Annotated in this window: 22 protein-coding genes and 1 tRNA gene; 18 read left to right on the forward strand and 5 right to left on the reverse strand. The window is 64.5% G+C overall.

Translation table 11 applies throughout. The features are described from left to right. Window positions 1–46: 46 nt before the first annotated feature. The 3 genes from KBW95_RS08485 to KBW95_RS08495 all read right to left on the reverse strand — a co-directional run bounded on the left by KBW95_RS08485 (window position 47) and on the right by KBW95_RS08495 (window position 2,680). A complete protein-coding gene (locus KBW95_RS08485) occupies window positions 47–487 on the reverse strand; it encodes a hypothetical protein (RefSeq protein WP_211527973.1) in 441 nt (146 codons plus the stop codon). A gap of 48 nt (window positions 488–535) precedes the next feature. Beyond that, window positions 536–1,822, reverse strand: a complete 1,287-nt coding sequence (locus tag KBW95_RS08490; protein ID WP_211527974.1) for an amidohydrolase family protein — start codon at window positions 1,820–1,822, stop codon at window positions 536–538. Window positions 1,823–1,885: 63 nt separating this feature from the next. Next, window positions 1,886–2,680: a 3-hydroxybutyrate dehydrogenase gene (locus KBW95_RS08495; protein ID WP_229429629.1), complete on the reverse strand. Its 795-nt coding sequence runs from the start codon at window positions 2,678–2,680 to the stop codon at window positions 1,886–1,888. A gap of 134 nt (window positions 2,681–2,814) precedes the next feature. Here KBW95_RS08495 and KBW95_RS08500 point away from each other — a divergent pair, with 134 nt between their 5' ends. The 7 genes from KBW95_RS08500 to KBW95_RS08530 all read left to right on the forward strand — a co-directional run bounded on the left by KBW95_RS08500 (window position 2,815) and on the right by KBW95_RS08530 (window position 9,242). Further along, window positions 2,815–3,693 (forward strand): alpha/beta fold hydrolase, encoded by an 879-nt coding sequence (locus KBW95_RS08500; RefSeq protein ID WP_211524331.1) that lies wholly within the window; start codon window positions 2,815–2,817, stop codon window positions 3,691–3,693. A gap of 29 nt (window positions 3,694–3,722) precedes the next feature. After that, a complete protein-coding gene (locus KBW95_RS08505; protein WP_211527975.1) occupies window positions 3,723–4,073 on the forward strand; it encodes a RidA family protein in 351 nt (116 codons plus the stop codon). A 6-nt stretch (window positions 4,074–4,079) separates the two neighbouring features. After that, window positions 4,080–6,320 (forward strand): bifunctional (p)ppGpp synthetase/guanosine-3',5'-bis(diphosphate) 3'-pyrophosphohydrolase, encoded by a 2,241-nt coding sequence (locus KBW95_RS08510; RefSeq protein WP_211527976.1) that lies wholly within the window; start codon window positions 4,080–4,082, stop codon window positions 6,318–6,320. Between the two features lie 213 nt (window positions 6,321–6,533). Then, on the forward strand, window positions 6,534–7,340 hold the full coding sequence (locus KBW95_RS08515) for an ABC transporter permease (RefSeq protein WP_211524328.1): 807 nt from the start codon (window positions 6,534–6,536) through the stop codon (window positions 7,338–7,340). A 13-nt stretch (window positions 7,341–7,353) separates the two neighbouring features. Next, on the forward strand, window positions 7,354–8,286 hold the full coding sequence (locus tag KBW95_RS08520; RefSeq protein WP_211527977.1) for an MlaD family protein: 933 nt from the start codon (window positions 7,354–7,356) through the stop codon (window positions 8,284–8,286). Next, window positions 8,283–8,915: a hypothetical protein gene (locus tag KBW95_RS08525; protein WP_211527978.1), complete on the forward strand. Its 633-nt coding sequence runs from the start codon at window positions 8,283–8,285 to the stop codon at window positions 8,913–8,915. Before KBW95_RS08520 ends, KBW95_RS08525 begins: the two co-directional genes overlap by 4 nt. A gap of 12 nt (window positions 8,916–8,927) precedes the next feature. Then, a complete protein-coding gene (locus KBW95_RS08530; RefSeq protein WP_211527979.1) occupies window positions 8,928–9,242 on the forward strand; it encodes a hypothetical protein in 315 nt (104 codons plus the stop codon). Between the two features lie 25 nt (window positions 9,243–9,267). On the opposite strand, the gene KBW95_RS08535 is transcribed toward KBW95_RS08530, so the two are convergent. Both KBW95_RS08535 and KBW95_RS08540 read right to left on the reverse strand, forming a co-directional pair. Next, window positions 9,268–10,197 carry an NAD(P)/FAD-dependent oxidoreductase gene (locus KBW95_RS08535; RefSeq protein WP_211527980.1) on the reverse strand — a complete coding sequence of 310 codons (930 nt, stop codon included), beginning with the start codon at window positions 10,195–10,197 and terminating at the stop codon, window positions 9,268–9,270. Window positions 10,198–10,265: 68 nt separating this feature from the next. After that, window positions 10,266–11,189, reverse strand: a complete 924-nt coding sequence (locus KBW95_RS08540) for a cation diffusion facilitator family transporter (protein WP_211527981.1) — start codon at window positions 11,187–11,189, stop codon at window positions 10,266–10,268. Between the two features lie 132 nt (window positions 11,190–11,321). Here KBW95_RS08540 and KBW95_RS08545 point away from each other — a divergent pair. The 11 genes from KBW95_RS08545 to pheS all read left to right on the forward strand — a co-directional run bounded on the left by KBW95_RS08545 (window position 11,322) and on the right by pheS (window position 18,956). Further along, window positions 11,322–11,398, forward strand: a tRNA-Val gene (locus KBW95_RS08545). A gap of 210 nt (window positions 11,399–11,608) precedes the next feature. Further along, complete coding sequence (gene thrS / locus KBW95_RS08550) at window positions 11,609–13,519, forward strand: threonine--tRNA ligase (protein ID WP_211527982.1); 1,911 nt, start codon at window positions 11,609–11,611, stop codon at window positions 13,517–13,519. Window positions 13,520–13,536: 17 nt separating this feature from the next. After that, window positions 13,537–14,076: a translation initiation factor IF-3 gene (gene infC, locus KBW95_RS08555; protein WP_373888775.1), complete on the forward strand. Its 540-nt coding sequence runs from the start codon at window positions 13,537–13,539 to the stop codon at window positions 14,074–14,076. Window positions 14,077–14,656: 580 nt separating this feature from the next. Continuing rightward, window positions 14,657–14,839 (forward strand): hypothetical protein, encoded by a 183-nt coding sequence (locus KBW95_RS08560; protein ID WP_211524321.1) that lies wholly within the window; start codon window positions 14,657–14,659, stop codon window positions 14,837–14,839. 300 nt (window positions 14,840–15,139) lie between these two features. Further along, a complete protein-coding gene (locus KBW95_RS08565) occupies window positions 15,140–15,319 on the forward strand; it encodes a hypothetical protein (RefSeq protein WP_211527983.1) in 180 nt (59 codons plus the stop codon). A 136-nt stretch (window positions 15,320–15,455) separates the two neighbouring features. Further along, window positions 15,456–15,638, forward strand: a complete 183-nt coding sequence (locus tag KBW95_RS08570) for a hypothetical protein (RefSeq protein WP_211524319.1) — start codon at window positions 15,456–15,458, stop codon at window positions 15,636–15,638. Between the two features lie 136 nt (window positions 15,639–15,774). Then, window positions 15,775–15,954: a hypothetical protein gene (locus tag KBW95_RS08575; protein WP_211524318.1), complete on the forward strand. Its 180-nt coding sequence runs from the start codon at window positions 15,775–15,777 to the stop codon at window positions 15,952–15,954. 288 nt (window positions 15,955–16,242) lie between these two features. Continuing rightward, the gene (locus KBW95_RS08580; RefSeq protein ID WP_211527984.1) at window positions 16,243–17,034 is read left to right on the forward strand and encodes a RimK family alpha-L-glutamate ligase; all 792 of its coding nucleotides are present in this window, start codon (window positions 16,243–16,245) and stop codon (window positions 17,032–17,034) included. 199 nt (window positions 17,035–17,233) lie between these two features. Beyond that, the gene (gene rpmI, locus KBW95_RS08585) at window positions 17,234–17,431 is read left to right on the forward strand and encodes a 50S ribosomal protein L35 (RefSeq protein ID WP_056135342.1); all 198 of its coding nucleotides are present in this window, start codon (window positions 17,234–17,236) and stop codon (window positions 17,429–17,431) included. 21 nt (window positions 17,432–17,452) lie between these two features. Then, on the forward strand, window positions 17,453–17,812 hold the full coding sequence (gene rplT, locus KBW95_RS08590) for a 50S ribosomal protein L20 (RefSeq protein ID WP_211519450.1): 360 nt from the start codon (window positions 17,453–17,455) through the stop codon (window positions 17,810–17,812). Between the two features lie 127 nt (window positions 17,813–17,939). Continuing rightward, the gene (gene pheS / locus KBW95_RS08595) at window positions 17,940–18,956 is read left to right on the forward strand and encodes a phenylalanine--tRNA ligase subunit alpha (RefSeq protein WP_211527985.1); all 1,017 of its coding nucleotides are present in this window, start codon (window positions 17,940–17,942) and stop codon (window positions 18,954–18,956) included. Window positions 18,957–18,961: the final 5 nt, after the last annotated feature.

The raw sequence follows: 18,961 nt of genomic DNA on the forward strand, positions 1-18,961 counted from the left end.
ATCCAGCGCGTCCTTGCGCGGGCAGCCGGCGCTGCCTTTGGATGAGCTACTGCTTGCGTGAACTCGCAGGACGTTTCGCCATGGCCGCTTTCACTTTCGCGCTGACCTCGTCCTCCTCCAAGCCGTACATGGGACCCGAACCATCGCAGATGCCTATCTCGGTCTGGCCCTTCTCCAGGAACAGGATGTAGGTCTCCGCGACCGTCATCGGTATGCCGCAATCGCCGCCTCCCATACCCGTCTTGAGGGTCAGCTTCCGTGTGCGTGCTTTGCCTTTCAAGGTGTTGCGGACCTCGAAGCTGGCTTCGACACTTGGCCACTCTCGACCGCTTCCGCCCTTCACCAGCTTGGCCTGCTGGAGGTGGGCGACATGAATCGAGTCGGAGTTGGCGATAAAATCATCCAGGGTCCGGGCGACGCAGCTGCATGCGGACGCGTCGGTCGACGCGAGTGCCAGTAACAGCAGGAGTGATGCTGGAGTCTTCATGTCGGTTTGGGCAGTTCTGGAGTGGAGGTGTTCTACTGGCGCACACAGCTATTGACGGCGGTAGACCGCGCCGCCCTTCATCACGAAGCTCACCTTGGCCGAGGCGCCGATGTCCGCGGTCGGATCGCCGTCGACCGCCACCACGTCGGCCAGCATGCCTGGCTTCATCTGGCCGAGCTCCTTCGACTTGCCGAGGATGCCCGCCGCCACGCTGGTGGCCGAGCGCATCGCCTCGAGCGGCGTCATGCCGAGTTTGACCATCCAGGCCAGCTCGCGCGCATTGGTGCCGTGCGCGAACACGCCGACGTCGCTGCCGTGGCCGATGGTCACGCCCAGGCGCCGCGCCAGGCGGAAGGCGTCGTGGGCCTGCTGCATCGACGGCGTCGGTGTGCCGCCGCGCACGTGCTTCTGGAAGTATTCGCCGATCGCTTCCGGCGCCGTCAAGGTCGGGATATAGGCGACGCCGCGCTCCTTCATCAGCTTGAAGGTGGCTTCCGATGCGCCATAGCCGTGCTCGATGGTGTCGACGCCGGCCAGCACCGCCATCCGGATCGCGTCGTCGCTGCTGGCGTGGGCCGCGACCTTGCGGCCGGTGACATGGGCGGCGGCGACCATGGCCTTCATCTCGTCCATCGTGAAGGTCGGACGCGCGCTGCCGTCGACGCCGGTGCGGTAGTCGGCATAGAACTTGATCCAGTCGGCGCCGCGCGCGGACTGTTCGCGCACCGCCCTGGTCACTTCGTCGATGCCGGTGGCAGGCTGGGCGCCGTAGGGCAGCTCCATGTCGGGACGGTAGCTCTTTTCGGCCGGGCCGTAGCTGTAGCTGGCGACGATGGCCTTGGTGGCGATCAGCAGGCGCGGGCCCGGCGCCACGCCTTCCTCGATGGCGCGCTTGATGCCGGCGTCGGCGTAGTCGGCGCCTTCGGTGCCGAGGTCGCGCAGGGTGGTGAAGCCGGCCTGCAGGGTGTCGGCGGCATGCTTCGCGGCCAGCATGATGCGGTAGGCGACCGGTTCCTTGATCACCTGGTCGTCCCAGGTGGTCTCGTTATACGGGTGCAGCAGTACGTGCGAGTGCAGGTCGATCATGCCCGGGATCAGGGTCTTGCCGGGCAGGTCGATGCGTTCGGCGTCCTGCGGCGCCTGGAGCTTGTCGGCCGGGCCGGCGGCCGCGATGCGGCCGTTCGCGACCAGCACGGCCCAGCCGCGCTCGGGCGCGCCGTCGCCGGTCCAGACGCGTTCGGGGGTGATCAGGATGGGGCGCCGGTCTGCCGCGTGGGCCAGTCCGGCGCAGAAGAGGGAGGAAACTAGAAGCAGCGACTGTGCCCAGGTCCGCATGGTGGTGGTCTCGTTGTTGTTATCGAGACCGCATCATAGCGAACTCAGCCGGGGCGCGCTAACTTACTGCGCCGCCCAGCCGCCGTCCATGTTCCAGGCCACGCCGCGCACCTGGCTGCCGGCCGGGCTGCAGAAGAACACGGCCAGCGCGCCCAGTTCCTCGGGCGCGACGAACTCGCCCGACGGCTGCTTTTCCGCCAGCAGGGCGCGGCGCGCATCGTCGTTGCTCAGCTTGTCGCGCGCGGCGCGGTCGTCGACCTGCTTCTGGACCAGCGGGGTCAGCACCCAGCCCGGGCAGATCGCGTTGCAGGTCACGCCGGTCGTGGCGAGTTCCAGCGCGGTGACCTTGGTGAAGCCCACCAGGCCGTGCTTGGCGGCCACATAGGCCGACTTCTGGGCCGAGCCCACCAGGCCGTGCACCGAGGCCAGGTTGATGATGCGGCCCCAGTTCTTCTGCTTCATGCCGGGCAGCGCCAGGCGGGTGGTATGGAAGGCCGAGGTAAGGTTGATGGCGAGGATGGCGTCCCACTTCTCGACCGGGAATTCCTCGACCGGCGCCACGTGCTGGATGCCGGCGTTGTTGACCAGGATATCGACGCCGCCGAACTTGTCCGCCGCGAACTTTATCATGGCCTCGATCTGGTCCGGCTTCGACATGTCGGCATTGTGGTAGGCGGTCTGGACGCCGAATTCCGCGCCGATGTCGGTGTAGAGCTTCTCGATCTGCTGGGCGTCGCCGAATCCGTTGAAGACGATATTCGCGCCTTGCTCGGCCAGCGAGCGTGCGATACCCAGGCCGATGCCCGAGGTCGAACCGGTAACGAGAGCTGTCTTGCCCACTAACATCTTGGAATCCATTGTGTCCTCTATGGCGAATGTGAAGGGTGATCGGGAAGCTTCCTCAGAATTGGTAGAATTCTAATCGTAATGCCCGGTAAAATGTTGCGTTGCAGTGTAGAGAAGCGAACAATCTTGTTATATGGAGCAGCCCCATGTCTGAACCCAGCTTGAAGAGCGTGCAGTGCAGTTCGCCTGCGGGCCTGCACCGGGTCGCGTACAAGGAATGGGGCGACCCGCACAACCCCAAGGTCCTTGTGTGCGTGCACGGCGTCACCCGGGTCGGCGACGACTTCGACCATCTGGCGCGCGCGCTGTGCGACCGCTACCGCGTGGTCTGCCCGGACATCGCCGGGCGCGGACGCTCCGAGCGGCTGCGCGACCCGTCCCATTACGTGATCCCGCAGTACGTGGCCGACATGGTGACCCTGATCGCACGCGTCACCGCGCCGGGCGACGCGCGCGAGGTGCACTGGTTCGGCACCTCGATGGGCGGGCTGATCGGCATGATGCTGGCCTCGCTGGAGGGCACGCCCGTGAGCCGCATGCTGGTCAACGATATCGGGCCCGTGCTCGACCAGGGCGCCATGCAGCGCATCGGCGAATACATCGGCCAGGACATTCGTTTCCCCAGCTTCGAGGCCGGGGCGGAATACGTGAAGGCGGTCTCGATGTCCTTCGGCCCGCATACCGAGGAAGAATGGTTCAAGCTGTCCAGCGACGTGCTGCGCCAGGAGCCCGACGGCCAGTGGGTGCGCCACTACGACCTGGGCCTGGCCCAGCCGTTCAAGGCTATCACGCCCGAGCGCGCCGCCAGCGACGAAGCCCAGCTGTGGGCGGCCTGGGATGCGATCCGCTGCCCGACCCTGCTGGTGCGCGGCGAGCACTCCGACCTGCTGTCGCGCGAGACCGCGGCCGAGATGACCGCGCGCGGACCCAAGCCGCGCCTGGTCGAGATCCCGGGCGTGGGCCACGCTCCCACCTTCATCCAGGCATCCCAGATCGCCATCGCGCGAGAATTTTTCACCGGCTGACCCGAGCAGCCAACTTTACGAAAGCAATCATGGAAATCAAACGTATCCACGTCGGCAAGCGCCTCTCCGAAATCGCCATCCACAACGGCACCATCTACCTGGCCGGCCAGATCGCCGAAGACACCGCCCAGGGCATCGAGGGCCAGATGCGCGAGGTGCTGGGCCACGTCGACCGCCTGCTGGGCGAGGCGGGCAGCGACAAGTCCTGCATCCTGATGTGCCAGATCTTCATCTCCGACATGGCCAACTTCGCCGGCATGAACGCCGTGTGGGACGAATGGGTCGCCCACGGCCATACCCCGCCGCGCGCCACCGTGGAAGCCAAGCTGGCCAACCCCGCATGCCTGGTGGAGGTCTGCATCACCGCCGCACTGCGCTAAGCCGGGATGGTATCGACCGCCGCACTCGGCGACGCCCGGGCCCAGCTGGTCCAGGGATTGAGCCTTGATGACTGCGCGCGCGTGAACGCCGCGCTCGACTACGCCAGCGACGCCTATGGCGAACGCCTGGCCACGTCCGGGCAGAACGCGTTCGAGTTTTCGCTGGGCGTGGCGGGCACGCTGGCCTACCTGCGCACCGACACCGAGACCCGCATCGCCGGCCTGCTGTTCGAGCTGGCGACCCTCGACCCGGCCGCCGCCGCGAAACTCGAGGAGCGCTTCGGCCAGGAGGTGGCCGACCTGGTGCGCGGACTGTTCCAGCTGATTCGCCTGCGCGACCTGACCGCGGTCCAGGCCCCGGTGGGCAGCGGTAAGAACGCCGCCCAGCAGGCCGCCCAGCAGGTGGAAACCCTGCGCAAGATGCTGCTCGCGATGGCCTCGGACATGCGCGTGGTGCTGATGCGCCTGGCCTCCTGCGCGGCCACCCTGCGTTATTTCGCCGAGCAGAAGCGCTTCGACGAGGTCACCCACGCCTACGGGCGCGAGGTGCTGGACTTCTACGCGCCGCTGGCCAACCGCCTCGGCGTCTGGCAGCTCAAGTGGGAGCTGGAAGACCTGTCCTTCCGCTTCATCGAACCCGAGACCTACAAGCGCATCGCCAAGATGCTCGAAGAAAAGCGCATGCAGCGCGAAGGCTTCGTGGCGTCCTCGATCGCCAGGCTGCAGGAGGAACTCGCCGCCGCCGGGGTCAGGGCCGAGGTGTCGGGACGTCCCAAGCACATCTACAGCATCTTCAACAAGATGCGCGGCAAGGAGCTCGACTTCACCGACCTGTACGACGTGCGCGCCTTCCGCGTGATCGTGGCGGACGTGAAGACCTGCTACACCGTGCTGGGCGTGGTGCACAACATCTGGACCCCGATCCCGAAGGAATTCGACGACTACATCTCGCGCCCCAAGCCCAACGGCTACCAGTCGCTGCACACGGTGGTGACGGCCGAGGACGGGCGGCCGCTGGAAGTGCAGATCCGCACCCAGGAGATGCACAACTTCGCCGAATACGGCATCGCCGCCCACTGGCGCTACAAGGAAGAGGGCGGGTCGAACTTCAAGAGCCAGAAGTACGACGAGAAGATCGCCTGGCTGCGTCAGCTGCTGGCCTGGAAGAGCGACGTCGCCGACGTCGTGGCCGGCCAGGAGGACCTGCAGCGCGAATGGGTGGAAAAGCTCAAGGCCGCGACCCTGGACGACCGCATCTTCGTGCTCACGCCGCAGGCGCGGGTGCTGGAGCTGCCGGTGGGCGCCACGCCGATCGACTTCGCCTACCACCTGCACAGCGAGGTCGGGCACCGCTGCCGCGGCGCCAAGATCGACGGCGTCATGGTGCCGCTCAACACCCCGCTGAAGAACGGCCAGACCTGCGAGATCATCACGGCCAAGGGCGGCAGCGGCAGCCAGGGCCCGTCGCGCGACTGGCTCAGCCCCGGCTACACGGTGTCGAGCCGCACCCGCACCAAGATCCGGGCCTGGTTCCACGCCCAGGAGCTGGCCGAGACCCTGGCCCAGGGCCGGGCGCTGGTCGAGAAGTCGCTCCAGCGCGAGGGCAAGACCGCGGTCAACCTGGAAGCGCTGGCGCACAAGCTGGGCTTCGCCAAGGTGGACGACCTGTTCATCCAGGTGGGCAAGGAGAAGTTCAGCCTGCGCCACGTGGAAGCCGCCCTGCACGAAGGCGGCGAGCCTGCGCCGCAGGAAGACGCCGCCGTCATCAGCAAGAGCCGCGCCTCGAGCGTGGAGCAGGGCGCCAAGTCGGGCGTGCTGGTGGTGGGCACCGAAGGCCTGATGACCATGCTGGCCAAATGCTGCAAGCCCGCGCCGCCGGACCCGATCGTCGGCTTCGTCACGCGCGGCAAGGGCGTGTCGATCCACCGGCTGACCTGCAAGAACTTCGCCGAAATGCAGGCCAAGGCGCCGGAGCGGGTGATCGAGACCGAATGGGGGCTGGCCGGGAACGACACCGTGTATCCGGTCGACCTGTTCATCCTGGCCCAGGACCGGCAGGGGCTGCTGCGCGATATCTCCGAGGTGTTCTCGCGCGAGAAGATCAATGTGACCGGGGTGAATACCCAGAGCGCCAAGGGACAGGCGCGCATGGTGTTCACGGTGGAGATCGGGGCGACGGCGCAGTTGCAGAAGGCGCTGGGGGCGATAGGAGAGGTGTCGGGGGTGGTGGAGGCGAGGAGGCAGTAGGGGTCTTCACGCAAAACTTGGGTCCCCGCCTGCGCGGGGATGACGTGCCAGAGCAGCGGGGGCTATGTGATGCCCGTAGCTGTTGAACGTCATCCCCGCGCAGGCCGGAACAATGCCACTGGCATTGTTCCGCCCAAGTTCGCAGCGCACCAAAACGCATCCATGCACCACGAACCCCGCGCAAACCGTTGTTAAACCGGTATCATTCGTTCCATGCGCCGAACCCTCAACCTCGCAGCCCGCCCCAGCCTCTGGGGACTCGCCGTCGCGCGCTACCTGCGCAGCTGGTGGTACATGGTCCACCTGGGCGCGGTCGCGGTCGTGATGGCGCTGTCGCCCTCGACCTATCACCGCGCCAACCGGCTCGCGGCCTCGCGCTACATCTATGCCAGCACCTGGCAGGTGCTGCCCTGGTTTACGCTCGCCTCGGCCCTGGTCGGCCTGGTGATCATCCGCATCGTGCTGGTCACCGCCAAGAGCTATGGCCTGTCGCACTACGCCCTGGAGATGGTGGTGCGGGTGCTGGTGCTCGAACTCATCCCGCTGTCCGCCGCCATGTTCGTCGCCCTGCGCGCCGGCATGGCCTTCGACGCCTCGGCCCTGGGCCTGGCGCGCGCCGGGTTGTCGCCGCAGGCCGCCAGCGACGAAGCCCTGCGCCGGGTGCGGCGCGACCTGGTGCCCCAGCTGATCGCCAACGCGGTCGCGGTTCTCAGCCTGGCCATGGTCACCTCCACCGTCATGCTGGTGCTGGCCTACCTGAACGTCTACGGCCTGTCGCCCTGGGGCATCTTCGACTACACCCGCACGGTCGGGCGCGTGTTCGAGCCGGTGGTGACGGCCGGCTTCGTGCTCAAGACCGTGCTGTTCGGCCTGGCCGTGGCCCTGATCCCGACCGCCGCCATCCTGGAGCTGCAGCGTTATCCGCGCCGCGTCGTCTCCACCGTCCAGCCGGGCGCGCTGCGCCTGCTGTTCGTGCTATTGGTGATCGAGGCGGCCTCGCTCGCACTCAAATATATCTGAACGAAGGAAGTCCATGACGGAAGCCCAACCCGACGAACCCGCCCATGTCGAAGCCAAGGCCATCATCCTGCTGGTGCTGGTCGGCGCCCTGATCGCCGGCTTCGTGCTGTACGTGATGTACGCGCGCGGCGTGTTCGAGCCGACCCAGCGCCTGACCCTGGTCACCGACGATTCCTCGGGCGTGATCCCGGGCATGGACATGACCTTCGCCGGCTTCCCGATCGGGCGCGTGCGCCAGGTCGACCTGGCCCCGGACGGCAAGGTGCAGATCCTGGTCGACGTCCAGAGCAAGGACGCCAAGTGGCTGCGCACCTCGAGCGTGTTCACCCTGGAGTCGAGCATCGTGGGCGAAACCCGGCTGCGCGCCTACACCGGCCTGCTCAACGATCCGCCGCTGCCGCCGGACGCCACCCGCACCGTACTGCGCGGCGACGCCACCGCCGAGATCCCGCGCATCGTCGCCACCGCGCGCCAGCTGCTGGAAAACCTCGAGACCATGACCGCGTCGGAATCCGACATCAACGCCAGCCTGGCCAACATCCAGGCGGTGACCGGCCGCATGTCCGGCAAGTACGGCGTGCTGGGCGGGGTGCTGGGCGGCGACGAGGAAGCGCGCAAGCTGGGCGAGGCGCTGGACCGCGTGAACGCCATCCTGGCCAAGGCCGACACGCGGGTGTTCGGCAAGAACGGCGTGATGGACGACAGCCAGGCCGCCATCCAGCAGCTCAACGTGGTGCTGAAGGACGCCAGCGAGACCTTGAAGAAGGTGGATGCGGTGCTGGTCGAGGCCCAGGCCGTGGGCGCCAACGCGCGCGTGGCCACCCAGGACCTGGGCGCGCTGCGCGGCGAGGTCGACGCCAGCCTGCGCAAGGTAAACCGCCTGGTCGACGAGATCAACCGCAAGTGGCCTTTCGCCCGCAGCAACCAGGAGATCAAGCTGCCATGAGACTCGCTCCCGTATTGATCCTGGCATTGCTGGCGGGCTGCGGCAGCAAGCCGCTGCCGCCCGACTGGCAGGCCAACGCCAAGGGCTCGCTCGACGCCTTCACCGACGACTACCTGAAGGGCAACAGCGCCGCGGCGGAGGCGGAGTTCCGCCGTGCGCGCCTGGAGACCACGGCCACCGGCCGCCCGGACCACGTGGCCCAGGTCGAGCTGGTGCGCTGCGCCGCCCATGCGGCCAGCCTGGTGTTCGACGATTGTCCCGGCTACGCGGCGCTGGCGGCGGACGCCACGGCGGAGCAGCGCGCCTATGCCGACTACCTGGCCGGCCGCTGGCAAGGCTTGAGCGCGGCGCTGCTGCCCGAACAGCACCGCCCGGTGCTCGCCGGCGGCCAGCTGGCGGCCGTCGCCGATCCGCTGGCGCGGATGGTGGCGGCGGGCGCGCTGTTCAAGGCCGGGCGCATCACGCCGGAAGGCATCGCGCAGGCGGTGGACACCGCCTCGAACCAAGGGTGGCGCCGTCCGCTGCTGGCCTGGCTCGGCGTCCAGGCGCGGCGCGCCGAGGCGGCGGGCGACACGGCAGCGCTGGAACAGATCCGCAAGCGCATCGCGCTGGCGTCCGGACAGCGCTAGGAAGGCGGGCGTATGCGCATTTTCAAATCATCGGCGCTGCAAATCGCCGCGATCGTCCTGGCGCTGGCCGTGTTCGGCGTCGTCGGCGCGAAGTTCGCCGGCAGCCGCGCCGAGCAGGCGACTCTGGCGCGCATGGAAACGGTGTGGCCGGATTTCGCCGCCATGCAGGAGCCGGAGCGGATGTTCCTGATCCAGCTCTCGCTGAACTGCCAGGTGGTGCGGCGGCCCGCCGAGCGGGCCGAGGTCGTCGAATGCCTGCGCAGCGGCGCCAGGCAGGCTGGGACGGATGCCCCGGCGCGGCTCGAGCGCCTGTTGCCGCCGGGCTGAGCCACTGCTTCCGTCCGGGCGCGGATCAGCGCAGGGCCCAGGGCAGGGTGTTGTGGATGTTGGTAGCCGCAATCGCCGCCTGTCCGGTGGCGACCGCGATCTGGTTCAGGCCGCGCGTGACGTCGCCGATCGCATACAGGCCGGGCACCGATGTGCGCAGGTGGTCGTCGACCAGCAGCTTGCTGCACTCGACGGTCAGCGCGCCGAGCGAGGCGGCCAGGTCGGAGCGGGCGGTCTCGCCGAGCATGGGATAGAAGACGTCGCAGGGGTAATCCTCGCCGTCGGCCGTGTGCAGCACCGGCTTGAGGTCCTCGCTCATGGTGACGCCCACCAGCGGCGAGCCGACCAGGCGCACTTTGGCCGCGTCGAGCTGGCGCCTCTCCTCGTCGTTGATGCTGGATTCCGCGCTGCGCTCGAACAGCAGCACGTCCTGGCTGAAGGTGCGCATGAACAGCGCATGGCCGACCGGATTGACTTCCGAGGTGACCACGCCGATGCGCTTGTCGATCACGTCGTAGCCGTCGCACACAGGACAGAGGCGCACCGCGCCGCTGGCCACCGCCTCGTCCCAGCGCTCGACCGGCATGCCGGCGTCGGCCACGCCAGTGGCTAGCAGCACGGTGTGGGCGCGCAAGGGATTCGTATCGCCCTCCGGGCTCAGGTAGTCGCCGACGAACAGGCCATCCTCGATGCGCAGCCCGGTGATCTCACCCGGAATCACATGCCCGCCATAGTTGCCGAGCTGGGCGCGCAGGTTCTCCAGCAAGTCCTTGCCGTTAATGCCTTCGGGAAAGCCGGGGTAGTTGTGCGAGACCGGAATCCAGCTCAGCCGGCTGTGGCCCTTGTCGACCAGCGCGACATTGCGGGTGAAGCGGCGCAGGTAGATGCCGGCCGTAAGCCCGCCGGGGCCGCCGCCGATGATGAGGGTGTCGAATACGGTCTGGTCGAAGTCCATGCGCCGATTATCCGGACCGCGGCCGGTCCGACTATCGGCGTGCTCCCCAGCGGCTGGTAAGAACGAGCTTACAAGGATTTGCCGCCGGCGGCTTCCGGCTGCAGGGTGACGTGGTCGATGCCGTGGCGCGCGCGCAGCATGGCGCGCACCGCGTCCAGCACGGCGGGCCATTCCTCCAGCGAACGGATCTCGAGGTGGCCGATCAGGGCCGGCTCGCCAGGCGACATGTCCCAGACATGCAGGTCGTGTACCGACAGCACGCCTTCGATGCCGGCGATGTCGTTGCCGACCTCCAGGTAGTCGATCTGGTGCGGCACGCCTTCCATCAGGAAGTGGTAGGACTCGCGCAGGATGCCGACCGTGGACTTGAGGATCAGCAGGCAGACGAAGATCGACAGGATGGGGTCGATCCGGTACCAGTCGGTGTAATAGATGACGACGCCGGCGGCGATGGCGGCGATCGAGCCCAGCAGGTCGCCCATGACGTTGACCAGGGCGGCGCGGGTATTGATGCTCTGGGTGTCGCGCGACAGTACCCAGGCGACCAGCAGGTTGATGGCGGCGCCGATGGCGGCGACCACCAGCACCACGCCGCCCTGCACCGGTTCCGGATGCATCAGGCGCTGCGCGGCCTCCCAGCCGATCCAGCCCACCAGGGCCAGCATCGCCAGGCTGTTGACGAATGCGGCCAGGGCTTCCGCGCGCACGAAACCGAAGGAATGGCGCGCCGAAGGGGGGCGCTTGGCGATCAGCTGGGCCATCAGGGCCAGGCCGAGTGCGGCGGCGTCGGTGACCATGTGGCCGGCGTCCGAGATCAGGGCGAGCGAGTTCGAGATGAAGCCGGTGACGACCTCGATCACCGCGAACAGCAGGGTCAGGCCGAGCGCCACGCCGAGCGCCTTCTGGCTGCGGCCTTCGATGGTGTGCGAGTGGCTGGCATCGCCATCGAGGTGGGCGTGCAGGTGGGAAGGATCGACGGGCCGGGAAGTCATGTGGAGCGTGGTGGTTTGGACAATCCGCTAGTGTAAGGCATAGCCGTCCTCTGAGGGCGGATGGGGCCGGCAGGCAAGTATTTCCGTGCGAGGGTTGCTTATCGGGAGGCCGATCCTTATAATGGCGGCATCGGGCGGTTAGTTCAGCTGGTTAGAATACTTGGTCGACATCCAAGGGGTCGCAGATTCGAATTCTGCACCGCCCACCAAAATACTCTGTAAGAGCGAGAAAGGCACTCACGGTTATGACACCGCGAACTACAACCTGGTTGTGGGGGAATCGCTAGACGCGAAGGGGTGTGCTTTTGCTCAACACAACGGAAAAACGCGGCTAGTCCGCGTTTTTTTTCGTCTGTACAATTTTCCAAGTTCCAATTCATCAAATCTCACCGGCGCCTGCGCCACGAATGGAGAACAGCATGCTGAACGTTCGACTTCCCGATGGTTCCAACCGTCAATTTGACGGTCCCGTCACGGTCGCCCAGGTGGCCCAGAACATCGCCCCGAGCCTGGCCAAGGCCGCGCTCGCGGGCAAGGTCAATGGCAAGGTGGTCGACACTTCCTTCCTGATCGAGGACGACGCCGACCTGGCGATCGTCACCGACAAGGATCCGGAAGGCCTGGACGTCATCCGCCACTCGACCGCCCACCTGCTGGCCTATGCGGTCAAGGAACTGTTCCCGGAAGCCCAGGTCACCATCGGCCCGGTCATCGAGAACGGCTTCTACTACGACTTCTCGTACAAGCGTCCGTTCACCCCGGAAGACCTCCAGGCGATCGAAAAGAAGATGCTCGAGCTGGCCAAGAAGGACGAGCCGGTCACCCGCAAGGTGCTGCCGCGCGACGAAGCCGTGGCCTATTTCAAGTCGATCGGCGAAGACTACAAGGCCGAGATCATCGCCTCGATCCCGGCCAACGAGGACGTGTCGCTGTATAGCGAAGGCCAGTTCACCGACCTGTGCCGCGGCCCGCACGTGCCCTCGACCGGCAAGCTGAAGGTCTTCAAGCTGATGAAGCTGGCCGGCGCCTACTGGCGCGGCGACTCCAAGAACGAGATGCTGCAGCGTGTCTACGGCACCGCCTGGGCCAAGAAGGAAGAGCAGGAGCAGTACCTGCACATGCTGGAAGAGGCGGAAAAACGCGATCACCGTAAACTGGGCAAGGCGCTGGACCTGTTCCACTTCCAGGAAGAAGCCCCGGGCCTGATCTTCTGGCACCCGAAGGGCTGGACCGTCTGGCAGCAGGTGGAGCAGTACATGCGCACCAAGTACCAGGTCAACGGCTACAGCGAAGTCAAGGCGCCGCAGATCCTGGACCGCAGCCTGTGGGAAAAGACCGGCCACTGGGAAAACTACCGCGACAACATGTTCACCACCGAGTCGGAGAACCGTTCGTACGCGCTCAAGCCCATGAACTGCCCGGGCCACGTGCAGATCTATAACGCCGGCCTGCGTTCCTACCGCGACCTGCCGCTGCGCTACGGCGAATTCGGCCAGTGCCACCGCAACGAGTCCTCGGGCGCGCTGCACGGCCTGATGCGCGTGCGCGGCTTCACCCAGGACGATGGCCACATCTTCTGCACCGAAGAGCAGATCGAGGCCGAAGTGACCGCCTTCCACGCCCAGGCGATGGAAGTCTATGACGATTTCGGCTTCGAGAACATCGACGTCAAGATCGCCCTGCGCCCGGACAGCCGCATCGGCTCGGACGAGGTGTGGGACCAGGCCGAGGAAGCGCTGCGCTCGGCGCTGCGCGCCTGCGGCGTGAGCTGGACCGAACTGCCGGGCGAGGGCGCCTTCTATGGCCCGAAGATCGAGTACCACCTGAAGGACAGCCTCGGCCGTCCGTGGCAGGTCGGCACCATGCAGGTCGACTTCTCGATGCCAGGCCGCCTGGGGTCGGAATACGTCGCCGAAGATAACACCCGCAAGGTCCCGGTCATGCTGCACCGTGCGATCGTCGGCTCGATGGAGCGCTTCATCGGCATCCTGATCGAGAACTACGCGGGGGCGCTGCCGCTGTGGCTGGCGCCGGTGCAAGTGGCCATCCTGAATATCTCGGATGCCCAGGCCGATTACGTCAAACAAGTCGAAGCCCAGCTGCGCAAAGCCGGCCTGCGCGTCCACGCTGATTTGCGGAACGAGAAGATCACCTATAAAATACGCGAGCATTCCGTCCAAAAACTGCCTTATATCCTCGTTGTCGGGGACAAGGAGCGGGATGCCAACACTGTGGCCGTGCGTGCCCGCGGCAATGTCGACCTGGGCGTGATGTCCGTCGATGCGATCGTGGAGCGTCTGGTAGGCGAAGTCGCCGCCAAGACGAAATAATCCCGGCCGAACTTCATATTCTCAAAGGAAACAACATAGCTACTGACAAGCAGAATCGCATCAATGGCGAGATCACCCACCCCGAAATGCGTCTGAACGGGGTCAACAACGAGCCGCTGGGCATTGTGAGCCTGGCAGAAGCGTTTCGCCTGGCTGAAGAAGCGAACGTGGACCTGGTGGAGATCGCGCCGAACGCGGTTCCTCCGGTCTGCCGCCTGATGGACTACGGCAAGTTCAAGTATTCGGAACAGAAGAAGGCGCACGAAGCCAAGCTGAAGCAGAAGGTCATCCAGGTCAAGGAAATCAAGTTCCGTCCGGGCACCGATGAAGGCGACTACAGCATCAAGCTGCGCAACCTCATCAAGTTCCTGGAAGAGGGCGACAAGACCAAGATCACCCTGCGTTTCCGCGGCCGCGAGATGGCGCACCAGGACATCGGTATGCGCATGCTCGAGCGTCTGCGCGGTGATCTGGAGCCTTATGGCCAGGTCGAGCAGTTCCCGAAGCTCGAAGGTCGCCAGATGATCATGGTGGTCGCGCCGAAGAAGAAGAAGTAATTCTTCCTTCAGTGTAGAAGTCAGGACCGGATTCGGACCGTGGCGTTTGCCGCGGTCCGCGCCGGTTTTTGCGTTTTCTGCATCGATTTCGTTTTCACTCCTCCTTTCGATTCCTTTCCAGCGGTACGTGCCGCCGGCCGTTCTCGCTGCGCCCCGGCCTCCCTCCTGCGGTGTGGCGTCTTTCCTCGTCTCTCTTGTCGCGAACCTGATGCAGCGTTCACGCGGCGGCCGCGCGCGCGGTTTTCAAATCTCACCCTCTGAATTTTTCTCATGCCGGATTTCTCCGGCTGGCTTGCTTATTTTCTCTTTGAAATATGTATGCCGCATGATATTTCACGGATCAGGGACGTGAATATGGCATTTCGGCGATAAAAGGATCTTTGATTTTCCAGGCTCTTTCTATCGAATTCTATCGCGGAATGCTTGAAGGATATTCGCAATCAATAAAATTAACGCATGGCGAGTAATCGCAACATTTTCTGTTGTGGGTCAATTGGGTGCTTGTTATATTCAGCTCGCCCTTTCAAGCTGAATGGCGAATTGGGCGAAATATAATCAATTGAATGAGACAAGGAAAGTTATGCACCCATTTGCTTTAAATGACGAAGTTCTGGCCCAGATCGGCGGTGGCTTCCGCTTCGAGGACGTCATCATCGAAAACCCGCTGACCCCGATCGCACCGTTCCCGAAAACTCCGGGCGAAGAGACCACCATGGCGATCGGCGAAGAAGGCGGCGGCTACCCGGAGCCTTCGCTGGCCTGATCGGCAGCGCGCCGGCCGCGCGCTGTGCTGCCCACATGACGTGGGTGAGGAGCGTGCCGGCCGGCGTCCGGTTCGTCCCATCGTCGGACGTTCCATTTTTTAGACAATCGTGTGCACCATTCCTGCAAGGATCGCCATGCAAACCCTGAATACCCAAGAGATCGAACTGATCGCCGGCGCCGGAACCCCAATGCCGATCATCATCCCGGGCGGCCCGCTTCCGTACAACCCGTACGTGGACGACATTGCCTGAGCATACGCTCCGACCTGGTACGCATCATTAAATCAAGAGAGAGAACAATGCATCCTTTTTCGCTGACTGAAGAACAAATCAACGCCGTGTCCGGCGCAGGTACGTATATCGAAGACGAAATCGCCCGTCATCTCAACGGCGGCTACGGCACCATCGGCTCGCCCTGCATCCTGACTTGGGGTATTGGTGAAGCCGGCGGCTCCTACCCGGTCTACGACATGATGTAATTCTGCGCTGCCGGTATGGCCGGTCCGTTCCCGCCGACATTCGTCAGGGCATGCGCCGAATGCGGGGCGGAGCTGCCTTATCGGCGCGCATCAGGGGCGGTCAATCCGCCTCGCGATCGATAAGAGAGAGACATAAATGCATCCTTTTTCGCTGACTGAAGAACAGGTCGATGCCGTTTCCGGCGGCCGCCTGGATATTCACTATTACGACGATTTCACCAATGACGGCATGGGCGGCTACGGCTGGCCGAATCCTGTTATCACCTACGCTATCGGCGAAGCTGGCGGACCATTCGATCCGGCCAATTACATTATGTAATTCGCCCTTGCTGGCCATGTAGGATCCGTTTTCGGCACCGTACACATGTTCGGTGCTGTTTTTCCTTGGTATTACCGGAAACGGATAATGTGTCCGGCATATCTGCGCCCACGAATAAAAACATGAGGAGTTAAAAATGCATCCGTTTTCCCTGACTGAGCAGCAAATCGAAGCAGTTTCTGGCGGTAATGTCGAATTCGTTCCCGGCACGTTTTCGGCCGGCATGGTCACCGCCGAAGACGGTGAGAGCGGCAGCTGCTTCCCCGAGATGCCGTTCCCGGAGCCGGGTATTCCGCTCGAAGGCCTGACTTTCTGATCGTCAGCCTGCGTCCGTGCGCCGCCGCCCAGTACCGGCGGCGGCGCCGATTTGCGGGCGGGGGGGGCGCCAGCCCGGCCTTGCAGCGCGCAGCCCATCGGCTCTCCCCCTTGCTAACGCCACTGCAACAAAGCGCAGGCGCTATTTATTCCGTCTCGAAATTCTATGAAACACTTGGTACTCGGCCATGCGCGTGATCCGCATGCGCAACACATGATGGCACGCCTCACCGCACGCGGACACCACGCCGCCTTGATTCAAACCCATGTCTTCCCATCCGCATTTGCCATGAGCCTGTTTCCGGGCCGTTCCCTCGGCTCCCTGCGCCTGGAGGACGGGAGCAGCATCGACCTGGAAGGCATTGGCTCGGTCTACTGGCGCAACTTCGGCGGCGTCGAGGCGGAGTCGACCAGGGCGACGCGCGGCACCCCGGCGGACATCGCCTATTACGACAGCATGGCTTGCATGCGGTCCTGGTTCCAGATGAACAACCAGACCCGCTGGTTCAACAGCTGGGAGGCCTACCAGTCGCACCAGGAAAAGCCCCATCAGCTGGGCCTGGTCGCCAGGGAAGGGGTGCGGATTCCGCGCACCTATGTCGGCAACGATGCGCAGCACATCCTGGCCTTCGCCAAGATGGTGCCGGAACTGATCTTCAAGCCGGTCTACGGCGGTTCGCATACCCAGCGCATCACCGCGCACCACCTGGCCGGCGAGCACCTGGCCAAGGCCCTGAAGCAGGCGCCGATCACCCTGCAGGAATTCATCCCCGGGACCAACGTCCGGACCTATGTCATCGGCGACCAGTGCTTCACGGCCGAGTTGCATAGCGAGCAAATCGATTTCCGCGCCGACCGCGAGACCAGGGCGGCACCCATCGCGACGCCGCCCGAGGTGGCCGCCGCCGCCGCATCCATCATGCGCGTCCTGGGCCTGCGCTGGACCGCGATCGACTGGCGCCGCAGCCCGGAGGGCGAGTATTTCTTCCTGGAGGCGAATCCCAGCCCGATGTTCATCGGCTTCGAGCGCCAGTCCGGCTATCCGATCACGGATACCCTGATCGACGCGATGACGGCCTGAGCGGGGAGGGCGGTGTTGCAGATGCCGCCTTCCCTTGCGCGCAAATTGTGCTAGAATCGACGGTTCCTGTTTTTAGAAGCAGGTTGTAGCGAGCTCGCTCTCGCTGCAGGACAAGTGAAAGTAGGCATCTAAGAGCAGCGTCGCTGCCACCTGCAATCCTGTCGTACATATGAGGCTGTCCATAAAAGGACAGATGACTATGCCAAAAATGAAAACCAAGAGCTCCGCGAAAAAACGTTTTCGCGTGCGTCCGGGCGGTACCGTCAAGTCGGGCATGGCGTTCAAGCGTCACATCCTGACCAAGAAGACCACCAAGAACAAGCGCCAGCTGCGCGGCACCCGTAACATCAATGCGTCGGACGTCCAAAGCGTCTACCGCATGATGCCATCTGCTTAATCTCACACAAAAGGAGCTACCATGCCTCGAGTTAAACGTGGGGTTACTGCACGTGCCCGTCACAAGAAGGTTCTTGAACTTGCTAAAGGCTACCGTGGCCGTCGCAGCAAAGTATTCCGTATTGCCAAGCAAGCAGTCATGCGCGCTGGCCAGTACGCATACCGCGACCGCCGCAACAAGAAGCGCGTCTTCCGCGCTCTGTGGATCACCCGTATCAACGCGGCTTCGCGTTCGCACGGCATGACCTACAGCGCATTCATGAACGGCCTGAAGAAGTCCGCGATTGAACTGGACCGTAAAGTCCTGGCCGACATGGCTGTGCACGACAAGCCGGCATTCGCCGCGATTGTCAACGCAGTCAAGGCCAAGCTGGCTGCCTAATTCAGTCAGTTAGCTAGCAAGACCAGCACGGCGGCAACGCCGTGCGAAAAAGAGCGGGGCAAGGGTCAAACCTGTGCCCCGTTTTTTGATTGTGGCTCCTGCCACTCTAAACAGGAAAAGAATAAGCATGAACTCGCTGGAAGAACTCGTCGTCGCGGCCCAGGCTGACTTTGCCGCCGCAGCGGACGCCGCCGCGCTCGAAAATGCAAAAGCCAAGTACCTGGGCAAGACCGGCCAGGTCACCGACCTGATGAAGGGTCTGGGCAAGCTGGATCCCGAGCAGCGCAAGGCGCAGGGCGCCCTGATCAATGCCGCCAAAGAAAAAATCGAACAGGCACTGACCGGCCGCCGCGACGCGCTCGCCAACGCCATCCTCGAAGCCCGCCTCAACCTCGAGGCCATCGACGTGACCCTGCCGGGCCGCGGCCGCGCCAAGGGCGGCATCCACCCGGTGATGCGCACCTGGGAACGGGTCGAGCAGATCTTCCGCTCCATCGGCTTCGACGTGGCCGACGGCCCCGAGATCGAAACCGACTGGACCAACTTCACCGCACTGAACAGCCCGGAAAACCACCCGGCGCGTTCGATGCAGGACACCTTCTACATCGAGGGCAGCGACAGCCAGGGCAAGCCGCTGCTGCTGCGTACCCACACCAGCCCGATGCAGGTGCGCTATGCGCGCACCCACACCCCGCCGATCAAGGTGATCGCGCCGGGCCGCACCTACCGCGTCGACAGCGACGCCACCCACTCGCCGATGTTCCACCAGGTCGAAGGCCTGTGGATCGGCGAGGACATCAGCTTTGCCGACCTCAAGGGCGTGTACCTGAACTTCGTCAAGGCCTTCTTCGAGACCGACGACCTGCAGGTCCGCTTCCGTCCGTCCTACTTCCCGTTCACCGAACCCTCGGCCGAAATCGACATCGCCTTCGGCAGCGGTCCGCTGAAGGGCCGCTGGCTGGAAGTCTCGGGCGCCGGCCAGGTGCACCCGACCGTGGTGCGCAACTTCGGCCTGGACCCGGAAAAGTTCATCGGCTTCGCGTTCGGCTCCGGCCTCGAGCGCCTGACGATGCTGCGTTATGGGATCAACGACCTTCGCCTCTTCTATGAAGGCGATCTCCGTTTCCTCAAGCAGTTCAACTAAACCCC

The organism is Massilia sp. ZL223 (genome assembly GCF_018119395.1).
GTDB lineage: Bacteria > Pseudomonadota > Gammaproteobacteria > Burkholderiales > Burkholderiaceae_D > Telluria.

Bases quoted from the DNA above. Each gene is read 5' to 3' on its own strand.
- KBW95_RS08485 (WP_211527973.1), bottom strand. From the start codon at position 487: ATGAAGACTCCAGCATCACTCCTGCTGTTACTGGCACTCGCGTCGACC.
- KBW95_RS08490 (WP_211527974.1), bottom strand. From the start codon at position 1,822: ATGCGGACCTGGGCACAGTCGCTGCTTCTAGTTTCCTCCCTCTTCTGC.
- KBW95_RS08495 (WP_229429629.1), bottom strand. From the start codon at position 2,680: ATGGATTCCAAGATGTTAGTGGGCAAGACAGCTCTCGTTACCGGTTCG.
- KBW95_RS08500 (WP_211524331.1), top strand. From the start codon at position 2,815: ATGTCTGAACCCAGCTTGAAGAGCGTGCAGTGCAGTTCGCCTGCGGGC.
- KBW95_RS08505 (WP_211527975.1), top strand. From the start codon at position 3,723: ATGGAAATCAAACGTATCCACGTCGGCAAGCGCCTCTCCGAAATCGCC.
- KBW95_RS08510 (WP_211527976.1), top strand. From the start codon at position 4,080: ATGGTATCGACCGCCGCACTCGGCGACGCCCGGGCCCAGCTGGTCCAG.
- KBW95_RS08515 (WP_211524328.1), top strand. From the start codon at position 6,534: ATGCGCCGAACCCTCAACCTCGCAGCCCGCCCCAGCCTCTGGGGACTC.
- KBW95_RS08520 (WP_211527977.1), top strand. From the start codon at position 7,354: ATGACGGAAGCCCAACCCGACGAACCCGCCCATGTCGAAGCCAAGGCC.
- KBW95_RS08525 (WP_211527978.1), top strand. From the start codon at position 8,283: ATGAGACTCGCTCCCGTATTGATCCTGGCATTGCTGGCGGGCTGCGGC.
- KBW95_RS08530 (WP_211527979.1), top strand. From the start codon at position 8,928: ATGCGCATTTTCAAATCATCGGCGCTGCAAATCGCCGCGATCGTCCTG.
- KBW95_RS08535 (WP_211527980.1), bottom strand. From the start codon at position 10,197: ATGGACTTCGACCAGACCGTATTCGACACCCTCATCATCGGCGGCGGC.
- KBW95_RS08540 (WP_211527981.1), bottom strand. From the start codon at position 11,189: ATGACTTCCCGGCCCGTCGATCCTTCCCACCTGCACGCCCACCTCGAT.
- thrS (WP_211527982.1), top strand. From the start codon at position 11,609: ATGCTGAACGTTCGACTTCCCGATGGTTCCAACCGTCAATTTGACGGT.
- KBW95_RS08560 (WP_211524321.1), top strand. From the start codon at position 14,657: ATGCACCCATTTGCTTTAAATGACGAAGTTCTGGCCCAGATCGGCGGT.
- KBW95_RS08565 (WP_211527983.1), top strand. From the start codon at position 15,140: ATGCATCCTTTTTCGCTGACTGAAGAACAAATCAACGCCGTGTCCGGC.
- KBW95_RS08570 (WP_211524319.1), top strand. From the start codon at position 15,456: ATGCATCCTTTTTCGCTGACTGAAGAACAGGTCGATGCCGTTTCCGGC.
- KBW95_RS08575 (WP_211524318.1), top strand. From the start codon at position 15,775: ATGCATCCGTTTTCCCTGACTGAGCAGCAAATCGAAGCAGTTTCTGGC.
- KBW95_RS08580 (WP_211527984.1), top strand. From the start codon at position 16,243: ATGAGCCTGTTTCCGGGCCGTTCCCTCGGCTCCCTGCGCCTGGAGGAC.
- rpmI (WP_056135342.1), top strand. From the start codon at position 17,234: ATGCCAAAAATGAAAACCAAGAGCTCCGCGAAAAAACGTTTTCGCGTG.
- rplT (WP_211519450.1), top strand. From the start codon at position 17,453: ATGCCTCGAGTTAAACGTGGGGTTACTGCACGTGCCCGTCACAAGAAG.
- pheS (WP_211527985.1), top strand. From the start codon at position 17,940: ATGAACTCGCTGGAAGAACTCGTCGTCGCGGCCCAGGCTGACTTTGCC.